Here is a 12088-nt window from a genome sequence, read left to right as displayed (position 1 = left end):
GTGAACGTCCTGCTCGTCACCCACAGCTTCCCTCCGCACAACTGGGGCGGGGTCGAGACCTACGCCCTCAACCTGGCGCGAGCGCTCCAGGGGCAGGGGTGCCAGGTCACGGTCCTCCACCCGGGGGCGCCGTCGGCGCGGGGCAGCGCCGTCGAGGCGGACCTGTTCCAGGGCGTCCCGGTCCGGCGGCTCTCGGCCCCGGCCGGCGACTCGACCGCCACGCTGTCGCAGCCTGAGGCCGAGGCGGCCTTCGCCGCCCTCCTGGCCGCCGGGCGCTACGACCTGGTCCACTTCCACCACACCCTCCGGTTCCCCATGTCGCTGGTGGCGGTGGCCGGGGCGGCCGGCCTGCCGGTGGCGCTCACCCTGCACGACTTCTGGCTCATCTGCCCGCGCACCCACCTGTTCGTCGCGCCGGGCCGGCCGGCCTGCGACGGCCCCGAGTCGGCCGCCGGCTGCGCCGCCTGCCTCATGGGAGAGGCCTGGCAGGGGCTCGGCCCGGCCCAGCGCGCCCCCACCCTGGGCTTCCTCTCGGCGCGCCTGGAGGCCGGGCGGGCCACTCTGGCCGCCGCCGACCTGGTGACCGCCCCGTCGGCCTTCGTGGCCCGTGCCTTCGACCGCGCCGGCGCGGGTGGGGGCGCCATCGAGGTGGCGCCCCTGGGGCTGCCGGTGCTGGCCCCGGCGCCGCCGCGCCCGGCCCGGCCGCTCACCTTCGGCTACATCGGCTCGATCCAGGGGGTGAAGAACGTCCTCTCCCTGGTGGAGGCCTTCGCGGCGGTGCGCGGCGACGTGCGCCTGGAGATCGCCGGAGGCGGCGCGCCCGAGGCGCTGGCCGAGCTGGCGCGGCGCGCCACCGACCCGCGCATCACGCTGCGCGGCCCCTACCAGCCCGCCGACCTGCCCGGGCTGCTGGCCCGCCTCGACGTGGTGGTGGTGCCCTCCCTGGTGGAGAGCTACTGCTTCACCGCCCGGGAGGCGCTGGCGGCCGGCCTGCCGGTGCTGGCCTCCCGGGTGGGCGGCCTGCCCGAGGCGGTGCGGCACGGGGAGAACGGCCTGCTCTTCGACCCGCTGGCGCCGGGGGAGCTGGCCGCCTGCCTGCAGTCGCTGGCCGACGACCCGTCCAGGCTGGCGCGGCTGCGACCGGCGCCGGTGGCCCCCACCATCGAGGCCGACGCCGCGGGGTGGCTGGCGCGCTACCGGACCCTGGCGGCGCGCCGGGGCGCCGCCGCGGCGCCGCCGCCCGCGCCCGCCCCACCCCCAGCCCCCTCGCCCTGCGCGCCCGCCGCGCCTGGAGCCACCGTGTCCACTCTCCGTGAAGCCTACCTGCTCGAGCCGGCCTGGGACGGCAGCGAGTGGATCTCCACCGTGCTCGACTTCCTGCAGGCCTTCGGGCCCGACGATCCGGTGGCCCTGCTGCTGGCGCTGGATCCCGGCCGGCCCGACCAGCCCACCGTGGAGGAGGCCGGCGCGCGGGTCATGCAGGTGATCGGCCGCTCGGGCAAGGAGCGCTTCCCGGAGATCCTGCTGCTGGAGCCCGGCGAGCTGCTCGAGGCCTTGCGCCAGTTCACCCGGGCGCGCTGGGTGCGCACCGGCCCCGGCGCCGGCCACCAGGCGGGCGGCCGCTTCATCGACCCGCCGCGGGCCCAGGCGCCGCGCGGCCTGCGCGTCAACCGGGCCGGGTGAGGAGCGGGTGAGCCCCTCCCGCGCCACCGGCCGATTTGTGGCCCCCCCCCGGCGGGGCGCTACGCTCACGCTCCTGGACGGACCATGAAGATCCTCGTCTTCGGCGGCGACGGCATGCTGGGGCACCAGCTCCTGGAGAGCTGGGCGCCCCGCCACGACGTGCAGGTCACCCTGCGCCAGCTGGCGCCGGCCTACGCGGCGCACCGGGCCCGCTTCGGCGACCGGGCGCTCTACGGGGTGGACGTGCGCCGGCTGGACGACCTGGTGGGCGCGCTGGCCGCGGTCCGGCCCGAGCTGGTGGTCAACGCCGTGGGCCTGGTCAAGCAGCGCCCGACCGCCCACGAGGAGCTCCCCAGCCTGGAGGTGAACGCCCTCTACCCGCACCGGCTGGCGCGGGCCTGCGCGGCCGCCGGGGCGCGCCTCATCCACCTCAGCACCGACTGCGTCTTCTCCGGGGCGCGGGGCAACTACCGCGAGACCGACACGCCCGACCCCACGGATCTCTACGGCCGCACCAAGCTGCTCGGCGAGGTGGACGGGCCCGGCTGCCTGACCCTGCGCACCTCCATCATCGGCCTGGAGCTGGGGCGGGCCGGCAGCCTGGTGGAGTGGTTCCTGGCCCAGCGCGGGCCGGTGCGGGGGTACCGCCGGGCCATCTACAGCGGCCTCACCACCCAGGAGCTGGCCCGCGCCATCGAGGCGCTGGTCAGCGAGGCGCCCGACCTGTGCGGCGTGTGGCACCTGGCCTCGCAGCCCATCGACAAGCACGACCTGCTGACGCGCCTGGCGCGCCGGCTGGGACGCACCGACGTGACGCTCACGCCGGACGACGACTTCACCTGCGACCGGAGCCTCGACGCCTCGGCCCTCCGGGCCAGGACCACCTACCGCGTCCCCAGCTGGGACGCCATGCTGGACGAGCTGGCTGAGGCCGTCCGGCGCAGAGGGAGCGGGACATGAACCTCCACGGCAAGCGGGTCCTGGTGACCGGCGGCACCGGCTCGATGGGCAAGAAGCTGGTGCGGCGCCTGCTGGCGGGCGAGCTGGGCGTGCCGGCCAGGATCATCATCCTCTCGCGCGACGAGGCCAAGCAGCACGTCATGCGGCTGGCCTACCTCGACCGGAAGACCACCACCGAGGAGGTCATCTACGAGAACTTCGCCCGCACCATCTCCTTCCGCATCGGCGACGTGCGCAGCTACCCGGACGTCTGCTCCGCCATGCGCGAGGCCGACGTGGTCATCAACGCCGCCGCCATGAAGCAGGTCCCCACCTGCGAGTACTTCCCGGAGCAGGCGGTGGCCACCAACTGCCTGGGCGCCGCCAACATCGTGCAGGCGCTCAAGGACCACGACTACCCGGTGGAGGTGGTGGTGGGGGTGAGCACCGACAAGGCCTGCAAGCCGGTCAACGCCATGGGCATGACCAAGGCCATCCAGGAGCGCATCTTCGTGGCCGCCAACATCCTGGTGCCGAAGACCCGCTTCGTCTGCATCCGCTACGGCAACGTGCTGGCCTCGCGCGGCTCGGTGGTGCCGCTCTTCCTCGACCAGATCGCCCACGGCGGCCCGGTCACGGTGACGGTGCCGGAGATGACCCGCTTCCTGCTCAGCCTGGACACCGCGGTGGACACCCTCATCGCCGCGCTGCGCACGGCGCGGGCCGGCGAGACCCTGGTGCCGCGGGCCCCCTCGGCCACGGTCATGAACGTGGCCAGGGCGCTGGTGGGCCAGCGCGACGTGCCCATCCAGGTGACCGGCATCCGCCCCGGCGAGAAGCTGGACGAGATCATGATCTCCGACGAGGAGGCCCGCCGCTGCATCGTGCGCGGGGACTACTACGCCATCCTGCCCATGCTGCCCGAGCTGATCCGCGACGCCGACCAGCGCCAGCCGCCGGCCCTGCAGAAGGAGTTCAGCTCCTCCGACCTGGTGCTGGACCTGGAGGAGACCGCCGCCCTGCTGCGCCGCCACTGCCTCATGCCGGACCAGGCGGTGGTGAAGGACGGCGGCGAGCTGCTGGCCTGAGGGGACCACCATGACCGAACCCAAGCGCCTCAAGGTCATGACCATCGTGGGCACCCGCCCCGAGGTCATCAAGCTCAGCCGGGTCATCGCGGCCCTGGAGCGGCACACCGACCACGTGCTGGTCCACTCCGGCCAGAACTACGACCACCAGCTCAACCAGGTGTTCTTCGACGAGCTGGGCATCCGGGCGCCCGACCACCTGCTGGGCGTGGGTGGGCAGGGGGTGGCGCAGGTCATCGCCGACGTCATCGTCAAGGCCGACGCGGTGCTGGAGCGCGAGCGGCCCGACGCCCTGCTGCTCTACGGCGACACCAACACCTGCCTGAGCGTCATCCCGGCCAAGCGGCGCAAGATCCCGGTCTTCCACATGGAGGCCGGCAACCGCTGCTTCGACCAGCGGGTGCCGGAGGAGCTGAACCGCAAGGTGGTGGACCACCTCTCCGACGTGAACATGCCGCTCACCGAGCACGCCCGCCGCTACCTGCTGGCCGAGGGGCTGCGGCCCGAGACGGTCATCAAGACCGGCTCGACCATGAAGGAGGTGCTGGATCACCACGCCGCCCAGATCGCCGCCTCGCCGGTGCTGGCCAGGCTGGGCCTGGCGCCGCACGGGTACTTCGTGGTGAGCGCGCACCGGGAGGAGAACGTCGACGACCCGGCGCGGCTGGGCGCCATCCTGGAGACGCTGCGGGCCCTGGCCGGGCGCTGGCGGCTGCCGGTGGTGGTCTCGACCCACCCGCGCACCCGGGCCCGCCTGGAGGCGCTGGCCGGCGGGACCCAGGGGCTGGAGGGGCAGGGGGTGCGCCTCCTGCCGCCCTTCGGCTTCTTCGACTACGTGGCGCTGCAGCAGCGCGCCCGCTGCGTCCTCTCCGACAGCGGCACCATCACCGAGGAGAGCGCGCTGCTGGGCTTCCCGGCGGTGACCCTGCGCGAGGCCCACGAGCGGCCCGAGGGGATGGACGCCGGCACCCTGGTGATGTGCGGCCTGGACGCCGCGCGGGTGCTGCAGGCGGTGGCGCTGGTGACCAGCCGCGGCCCGGGCCAGCGGGCCGGCCTGCCGCCCGACTACCTGGAGCCCGACGTCTCGATGAAGGTCGTGCAGATCATCCTGTCGTACGTGGACTACGTGAACCGCACCGTCTGGAGGAAGGCGCCATGAGCGAGGCGACGCAGCTGGCCAGGGGCCACGAGGACCCCGCGCCCGGCGCCGGGCGGCCGCAGCGGGAGTACCTGCCGTTCGGCAAGCCCAACTTCTCCGACCGCGAGATCGAGGCGGTGGCGCGGGTCATGCGCACCGGCTGGATCGGCATGGGCAAGGAGACCCTGGCCTTCGAGGCGGAGCTGGCGGCCTACCTGGGCGCCCCCCACGTGGTGACGGTCAACTCCTGCACCTCGGCGCTCTTCCTGGCCATGCTGGCCAGCGGCATCCGCCCGGGCGACGCGGTCATCGTGCCCAGCCTGACCTGGTGCGCCACCGCCAACGCCGCCCTCTACCTGGGCGCCACCGCGGTCTTCGCCGACGTGGATCCCGAGACGCTCTGCCTCACCCCCGAGACGGTGCGGGCCCGCCTCGGCCCGCGCACCCGGGCGGTGCTGCCGGTCCACTACGGCGGGCTGGCCGCCGACATCGCCGGCATCCGCGCGGCGGTGCCGGCCGGCGTGGCGGTGGTGGAGGACGCGGCCCACGCCTTCGGCTCGCGCTTCCAGGGCGGGGCCACGGTGGGCAGCTCGGGCCACCTCACCTGCTTCAGCTTCTACGCCAACAAGAACCTCTCCACCGGCGAGGGCGGGGCCATCGCGCTGGCCGACCCGGCGGTGGCCGACCGGCTGCGCTCGCTGCGCCAGAACGCGCTGCCCAACAACGCCTGGAACCGCTTCACCCAGCCGCGCGCCATGCTCTACTTCGCGCTCGAGGAGCTGGGCTACAAGATGAACTTCACGGACCTGAACGCCGCCATCGGGCGGGTCCAGCTGGCGCGCCAGGCGGAGTTCGCGGCCACCCGCCGCGGCGTCGCCGGTCTCTACCTCGAGGCGCTGCGCCACCTCGACCCGGACATCCGGGTCCAGCGCGGCCTGGGGGAGGCGGCCCACGCCCGCCACCTCTTCCCGGTGGTGCTGCCCGTCCAGAAGCTGCGCCAGGACCGCGACACCTTCATCCTGGCGCTGCGCGAGCGGAACATCGGCGCCAGCATCCACTACGCGCCGCTGCACCGCATGCCGCTCTACACGCAGGGCAACGCGGCGCCGGAGCTGCCGGTCACCGACGCGCTGGCCGCCTCGGTGATGACGCTGCCCATCAGCGCCAGCATGACCCTGGCCGACGCCGAGGACGTCATGACGGCGTTCGCGGAGGTGTACCGCGCCGCGCTGCGGCCGGCGGCGGCGGCGCCGCGGTCGGCCGGGCTGCGCCTGGAGGCGCCGTGAGCGCCGCGACCGAGGCGCCGGCCGCCCCGGCCCACGGCTTCGGGGGACGCCTCTCGGCGGTCTTCCCGTCGCAGGTGATCATCGACGTCACCGAGATCTGCAACCTGGCCTGCACCCACTGCCCGCACCCGGCCTTCAAGAAGTCGGAGCACTACAGCGGGGCCCAGCTGGGCGCGGAGCTGAACGCCAAGGCGGTGGACGAGGTCCGGACCCACGGCCGGGGGCACACCCAGTACATCCGCTACTCCAGCGAGGGCGAGCCGCTGGTCCACCCGGGCGGCTACGAGATGATCGAGTACGCGGCGCGGACCTCCGGGGTCTACGTCACGCTCACCACCAACGGCACCATCATGAACGAGCAGCGGACGCAGCGGCTCCTCGAGTCCGGCGTCCACATGATCGACATCAGCATCGACGCCTTCCGCCCGGAGACCTACGCGAAGATCCGGGTGAACGGGGACCTGGAGGTGACCCGCCGCAACGTGCTCCGGCTGCTCGACTGGATCCGCCAGTCGCGCGCGGCCACCAAGGTGGTGGTCAGCTTCATCGAGCAGCCCGAGAACGCCGCCGAGGCGGCCGACTTCCAGCGCTACTGGACCGACCAGGGGGTGGAGCGGGTGGTGGTGCGGCGGCTCCACTCGGCCGCCGGCGCGGTCGGCTCGGTGGCCGCGGCGCTGCGGACCGCCCAGGCGGGCCAGCCCCGCAGGGCCTGCGTCTACCCGTGGGAGCGGCTGGTGCTCAACCCGCGCGGCTTCCTGGCCTTCTGTCCGGCCGACTGGTCGCACGGGTCGTCGGTGGCCGACTACCGCACCACCACCATCGCCGAGACCTGGCGGGGCGCCTTCTACGACCGGCTGCGCCAGGCCCACCTGGGCGGCGACTACCGGTCTCACGCCTTCTGCGGCCAGTGCCCGGACTGGGCGCAGACCCGCTGGCCCGAGGAGGGGCGCGGCTACGCCGACCTCATCCAGGAGCTCAAGGGGGCCTGATGGTGCCCGTCCTGCACTCCCGCCCCTGGATCACCCCGGCCGACCAGGCGGCGGTGGCCGCCGTGCTGGAGGGCCGCATGCTGGGGCAGGGCGCGCTGGCGCGCCGGCTGGAGCAGCGGCTGGCCGGGTGGGTGGGCGCGGCCGAGGCGGTGGCCGTGGGCAGCGCCACCGCGGCGCTCGTGCTGGCGCTGCGCGGCCTGGGGGTGGGGCCGGGGCACGAGGTGATCCTGCCGACCTACGTCTGCGTCTCGGTGCTGGAGGCGGTGCTGTCCTGCGGCGCGACGCCGGTGCTGTGCGACGTGGGCGACGACTGGGTGGTCCGCGCCGCCGACGCCGCCCGGCACCTCGGGCCGCGCACCCGCGCCGTCATCGTGCCGCACCAGTACGGCGTCTTCGCCGAGGTGGGCGCCTTCCGCGCCCTCGGGGTCCCGATCATCGAGGACTGCGCCCAGGCGCTGGGCGCGGCGGGGTCCCGGCCGCTGGAGGCCGACGTGGCCGTGCTCTCCCTTCACCCCACCAAGTGCCTGACGGCCGGGGAGGGTGGCCTGGCCGCGGCCCGCGACCCCGCCCTGGCCGAGGTGCTGCGGCGGCTGCGCGACGGGTCGCGGGAGGCGCCCTGCGCCCGCGTGCCGGCGCCGCTCTCCGACCTGGCGGCCGCCCTGGCCCTCTCCCAGCTGGACCGCTACCCCGAGGGGCTGGAGCGGCGGCGGCGCCTGGCCGCGCGCTACGCCGCGGCCCTCGAGGTGGCGGCTCCGGCCTGCCTGCGCCGCCCGGCCATGGCCCGCAGCATGTTCTTCCGCTTCCCGGTGGCGCCGGCCGGTGGGCTGGAGGGCTGCCAGGCCGCCTTCCTGGCCCGCGGCGTCCAGGTGCGCCGCGGCGTCGACCTGCTCCTCCACCGCGCCATGGGGCTCGACGACCGGCTCTTCCCGGTGGCCGTGGCCCACTTCGCCTCCACCGTGTCGCTCCCCATCCACCCCGCCCTGACGCCGGCCGAGGAAGACCGCTGCGTCGAGGCGGCCGCCGCCGTCCTCGCCTCCTGACCCCCGACGGATCCCCATGACCACTGCCGCCACCACCGCCGCCACCACCGCGCCGCCCGCGCCACCGCCGCCCGGCGCCGTGACGCGCCCCATCATCGCCCAGCTGGAGGAGCTGGTCCGCGACGTGCCGGGCTGGACGCCCATCGACCAGCTCACCGCGCTCTTCACCCTCACCATGGCCACCACCGGGCTGGAGGGCGACATCATCGAGGTGGGCTCCTGGTGCGGCCGCTCGGCGGTGGTGCTGGCCCGGGCCGCCCGCCTGGGGGGCCGCTCCAAGGTGATCTGCGTCGACCTCTTCCCGGAGAAGACCGACTGGCGGCAGAACGCCGACGGCACCTACTCCTTCCAGGTGGTCATCGACGGCAAGCGCTACGGCGGCTACGAGGAGCAGACGGTCTGGAAGGAGGCCTACGAGACCCAGACCGGCCGCATCTACGAGCGCTACGAGCGGGTCTTCGACTGCTTCCAGGAGACGGTGGCGGCGCGCGGGATGCAGGACGTCATCCGGCCGTTCAAGGGCGACCTGGAGGCCATGCTGGCAGCGGCCGGGCCGGGGCTCACCTGCCGCCTGGCCTTCCTGGACGGCGACCACGGCTACGAGGCGGTCTGCAGCGACATCCGCCGCATCGACGCGCGGCTGGTGCCGGGCGGCTGGATCTGCTTCGACGACGCCTTCACGGTCTACCAGGGCGTCGACCGGGCCATCTCCGAGCTGGTGCTCGCCAACCCGGCCTACGAGTGCTGCCAGCAGCTGACCCGCAAGCTCTTCGTGGCGCGCAAGAAGGAGGCGGGGCGATGAGCGGCGTGGGCACGGAGGGCGGGCCCGGCGCCGCCGGGGGCTCCATGAGCGACATGTCGCAGCGCCACGAGCCGGAGCGGCTGCAGCGGGAGGCCCTGGAGCGGCTCTTCGCCGGCACCGGGCTCTCGACCTTCGAGATGTTCCGGTCCTTCCCGGTCTTCACGCCGCGCTTCAACCTGGCGCGCTTCCTGGCCCACTACGAGATCTTCAAGCGGGTGGCCGACGTCCCCGGCGTCATCGTGGACCTGGGGGTCTTCCGCGGCGCCTCGACCTTCACCTGGGCCAAGCTCTGCGAGATCTTCTGCCCCACCGACGCCCGCAAGGTGGTCTACGGCTTCGACACCTTCGAGGGCTTCCCGTCCCTGAGCCCGGCCGACGGCCCGGTCGACGCCCGCAACGACGTCCGCCCCGGCGGCTACTTCGGCGGCGCCTCGGTGGAGCAGGACCTGGCCCTGGCCCGCGAGGCCATGAACCACGACCGGCACCTGCGCCACGTCGAGCGGGTCGAGCTCGTCAAGGGGGACGCGGTCCAGACCATCCCGGAGTTCGTGCGCCAGAAGGGGCACGGCCTGCGCATCGCGCTGCTCAACCTGGACCTCGACCTCTACGAGCCGACCCGCTGCGCCCTGGAGCAGCTGGTGCCGCTGATGGCGCCGGGCGGGGTCATCGTCTGCGACGAGTACGCGGTGGACACCTTCGGCGGCGAGACCAAGGCGGTGGACGAGTACTTCGCGGCGCGCTTCGGCCGGCGGCCCCGCTTCCACAAGTTCACCTGGCACAGCAACCCCACCGGCTACATCGAGGTCGACTGGTGAGGGTGGGGGTCATCCAGTCCAACTACCTCCCCTGGCGGGGGTACTTCGACTTCATCCGCCAGGTCGACCTCTTCGTGTTCCACGACGACCTGCAGTACACCAAGAACGACTGGCGCAACCGCAACCGCATCAAGACCCCGCAGGGGCCGCGCTGGCTGACCGTGCCGGTGCACTACCGGCAGGTCGAGCAGCGCATCGACGAGACCCCGCTCGAGAGCTCCCGCGACTGGGCCCGCGATCACCTCAACCTGCTCGACGCCCACTACCGGACCACGCCCTACCTGGCGCGCTACCGCGAGCCGCTGGCGGCGCTGCTGCGGCGGCCGCACGCCAGCATCTCCGAGCTCAACATCGCCCTGATCCGCTGGCTCATGGGCGAGCTGGGCATCACCACCCCCACGGTCCACTCGCGCACCCTCGGCCTGAGCGGGGCCAAGACCGAGCGGCTCATCCAGCTCCTCGGGAAGGTGGGGGGCACCACCTACCTGAGCGGGCCGGCGGCGCGCGGCTACCTGGAGCCGGAGCGGTTCCGCCAGGCCGGGGTGGCGCTCGAGTACAAGACCTACGACTACGGCGAGTACCCGCAGCCCTTCGGCGCCTTCGAGGGGGCGGTGACGGTGCTCGACCTGCTCTTCAACCTGGGCCCCGAGGCCGCGGCCCACCTCCAGAGCCGCTCCCCCAACGAGCAGGTGCCCTGACATGGACGCCACCACAGGCCTGATCGACGCGCTGGAGGAGGCGGTGGAGCGCATCCGCCGCGGCGAGCGGCTGGAGGGGGCCACCCTGGCCCGGCTGCTCGGCGCCCCCCGGCTGGAGGAGCGGGCCGACGCCGCGCTGGCCCTGGCCCTGGCCCTGGCCTCCTCGCGCCGCCTGGCGGAGGCCGCCCCGCTGGTGCGCCGGGCCTTCGAGCTGTCCGGCGGCTCCCGCCGCGTCCTGCCGCACCTGCTGCGCATCCACCAGGCGCTGGGCGACCTCGAGACCGTGCGCGCCGCCCACCGCCGGGTGGGGCTCAGGGCCGCCGAGGCGGGCGACGTCTCGCGGGCCCTGGAGGACTTCAACGCCTGGCACTACGTCGACGCGGTGGGGCGCGGCCAGGACCGCTACCTCTTCGACCAGGAGATCCTGGGGGCGGTGCGCCGGCTGGCGGTCCCGCTGCGCCGGCCGCTCCGGAGCGCCCCGCTCGAGGGGCGAAGGCTGCGCGCCGCCCACCTGATCTTCGGCGCCACCCAGTTCAACTCGGTGATCGTCCGGCTGAGCCGGCTCTTCGCCCAGCACCGCGATCGGACCAGGTGGGACCTGGCCTTCTTCGTGCCCGAGTCGGTGGTCCAGGTGGACCAGTCGCCCCAGGGGGCCGGGCACGTGGCCTTCCTGGAGGCGCAGGGGTGCCTGGTGCGGGTGGCCCCCGACCTGGAGGGCGGCGCGGCCGACCGGATGCTCTGGCTGGCCGAGGCCATCCGCGACTTCGCCCCGGACGTGCTGGTGATGAACGCCGCGCTGGCCGACTTCGCCCACGACTTCCTGCTCGAGCTCAGGCCCGCGCCGGCCGCGGTGGGGCTGGTGTCCGGCCCGCCCCCCCAGTTCGCCGCGCCCGGGCTCGACTGGGGCATCGCCTGGACCCTGCACCCGCTGATGGACTCGCCCATCTCCTGCACCCACGTGCCGCTGGAGGCGGACCTGCCGGAGCCCGGCCAGGTCCAGCTGGTGGCCCGCGAGGCGCTCGGCATCCCCGAGGACGCGGTGGTGCTGGCCGCGGCGGGGCGGCACACCAAGCACCTCGACCCGGCCCACTGGGCCCCCATCCTGGAGGTGCTGCGCCTCCGGCCCGGGGCGCACGTCCTGTGCCTGGGGGCCGACCGCGCCCAGCTCCCCGCCCTGGCGCCGCTGCTGGCGCCGCTCCAGGAGCGGATCCACTTCGCCCCCTGGCGCGAGCGCTACCTGGAGGTCTTCGGGCAGGCCGACGTGGTGCTCGACACCTACCCCTCGGGCGGCGGCCTGGTGCTGGTGGACGCCATGGCGCTGGGCCGGCCGGTGGTGGCCGTCGAGAACGACTACGGCCACGCCTTCGACCAGACCGACTGGCGGCCCGCCCAGGAGTTCCTGCCGCCCGAGCTGGTGGTGCCCCGGGGCGACCCGGCGCGCTGGCTGGAGGTGGTGCTGCGGCTGGTGGACGACGCCGAGCACCGCGCCGAGCTGGGGGCGCGCTGCCAGGCCCACGTGCGCCAGACCATGGGCAGCCCGGAGCGCATGGTGCGCCGCTGCGAGCAGGTCTTCGAGGACGTCGTCCGCGCCACGGCGCGCTGAGGGAGCA

The 12088-nt window shown here is 74.3% G+C and carries 11 protein-coding genes; all 11 read left to right on the top strand.

Going from position 1 to position 12088, the window contains the following annotated elements:
* A complete protein-coding gene (locus tag IPO09_10945; GenBank protein MBK9517853.1) occupies positions 1 to 1683 on the top strand; it encodes a glycosyltransferase in 1683 nt (560 codons plus the stop codon).
* Between the two features lie 84 nt (positions 1684 to 1767).
* Entirely contained in the window at positions 1768 to 2643 is an 876-nt protein-coding gene (locus tag IPO09_10940; GenBank protein ID MBK9517852.1) for an SDR family oxidoreductase, read from the top strand.
* Positions 2640 to 3710 carry a polysaccharide biosynthesis protein gene (locus tag IPO09_10935; protein ID MBK9517851.1) on the top strand — a complete coding sequence of 357 codons (1071 nt, stop codon included), beginning with the start codon at positions 2640 to 2642 and terminating at the stop codon, positions 3708 to 3710. The genes IPO09_10940 and IPO09_10935 overlap by 4 nt, the downstream gene beginning before the upstream one ends.
* A 10-nt stretch (positions 3711 to 3720) precedes the next feature.
* The gene (wecB, locus tag IPO09_10930) at positions 3721 to 4869 is read left to right on the top strand and encodes a UDP-N-acetylglucosamine 2-epimerase (non-hydrolyzing) (GenBank protein ID MBK9517850.1); all 1149 of its coding nucleotides are present in this window, start codon (positions 3721 to 3723) and stop codon (positions 4867 to 4869) included.
* Positions 4866 to 6134: a DegT/DnrJ/EryC1/StrS family aminotransferase gene (locus IPO09_10925; protein ID MBK9517849.1), complete on the top strand. Its 1269-nt coding sequence runs from the start codon at positions 4866 to 4868 to the stop codon at positions 6132 to 6134. Before wecB ends, IPO09_10925 begins: the two co-directional genes overlap by 4 nt.
* 80 nt (positions 6135 to 6214) lie before the next feature.
* A complete protein-coding gene (locus IPO09_10920) occupies positions 6215 to 7123 on the top strand; it encodes a radical SAM protein (protein ID MBK9517848.1) in 909 nt (302 codons plus the stop codon).
* A complete protein-coding gene (locus IPO09_10915) occupies positions 7123 to 8163 on the top strand; it encodes a DegT/DnrJ/EryC1/StrS family aminotransferase (protein ID MBK9517847.1) in 1041 nt (346 codons plus the stop codon). The genes IPO09_10920 and IPO09_10915 overlap by 1 nt, the downstream gene beginning before the upstream one ends.
* Before the next feature lie 16 nt (positions 8164 to 8179).
* Positions 8180 to 8965, top strand: a complete 786-nt coding sequence (locus tag IPO09_10910; protein MBK9517846.1) for a class I SAM-dependent methyltransferase — start codon at positions 8180 to 8182, stop codon at positions 8963 to 8965.
* The gene (locus IPO09_10905) at positions 8962 to 9780 is read left to right on the top strand and encodes a class I SAM-dependent methyltransferase (GenBank protein MBK9517845.1); all 819 of its coding nucleotides are present in this window, start codon (positions 8962 to 8964) and stop codon (positions 9778 to 9780) included. Before IPO09_10910 ends, IPO09_10905 begins: the two co-directional genes overlap by 4 nt.
* The gene (locus tag IPO09_10900) at positions 9777 to 10478 is read left to right on the top strand and encodes a WbqC family protein (protein ID MBK9517844.1); all 702 of its coding nucleotides are present in this window, start codon (positions 9777 to 9779) and stop codon (positions 10476 to 10478) included. Before IPO09_10905 ends, IPO09_10900 begins: the two co-directional genes overlap by 4 nt.
* A 1-nt stretch (position 10479) precedes the next feature.
* Positions 10480 to 12081, top strand: a complete 1602-nt coding sequence (locus IPO09_10895) for a glycosyltransferase (GenBank protein MBK9517843.1) — start codon at positions 10480 to 10482, stop codon at positions 12079 to 12081.
* The last annotated feature ends 7 nt before the right edge of the window (positions 12082 to 12088 follow it).

This window comes from Anaeromyxobacter sp. (assembly GCA_016718565.1).
In the GTDB taxonomy this organism is placed as follows: domain Bacteria; phylum Myxococcota; class Myxococcia; order Myxococcales; family Anaeromyxobacteraceae; genus JADKCZ01.
The sequence above is the reverse complement of the archived record's forward strand: the minus strand, read 5'-3'. Positions and strand labels throughout refer to the sequence as shown.

What these genes read in the sequence shown, in the direction of transcription:
- IPO09_10915 (MBK9517847.1), top strand. Translation starts at nt 7,123, where the DNA reads ATGGTGCCCGTCCTGCACTCCCGCCCCTGGATCACCCCGGCCGACCAG.
- wecB (MBK9517850.1), top strand. Translation starts at nt 3,721, where the DNA reads ATGACCGAACCCAAGCGCCTCAAGGTCATGACCATCGTGGGCACCCGC.
- IPO09_10895 (MBK9517843.1), top strand. Translation starts at nt 10,480, where the DNA reads ATGGACGCCACCACAGGCCTGATCGACGCGCTGGAGGAGGCGGTGGAG.
- IPO09_10935 (MBK9517851.1), top strand. Translation starts at nt 2,640, where the DNA reads ATGAACCTCCACGGCAAGCGGGTCCTGGTGACCGGCGGCACCGGCTCG.
- IPO09_10905 (MBK9517845.1), top strand. Translation starts at nt 8,962, where the DNA reads ATGAGCGGCGTGGGCACGGAGGGCGGGCCCGGCGCCGCCGGGGGCTCC.
- IPO09_10940 (MBK9517852.1), top strand. Translation starts at nt 1,768, where the DNA reads ATGAAGATCCTCGTCTTCGGCGGCGACGGCATGCTGGGGCACCAGCTC.
- IPO09_10910 (MBK9517846.1), top strand. Translation starts at nt 8,180, where the DNA reads ATGACCACTGCCGCCACCACCGCCGCCACCACCGCGCCGCCCGCGCCA.
- IPO09_10925 (MBK9517849.1), top strand. Translation starts at nt 4,866, where the DNA reads ATGAGCGAGGCGACGCAGCTGGCCAGGGGCCACGAGGACCCCGCGCCC.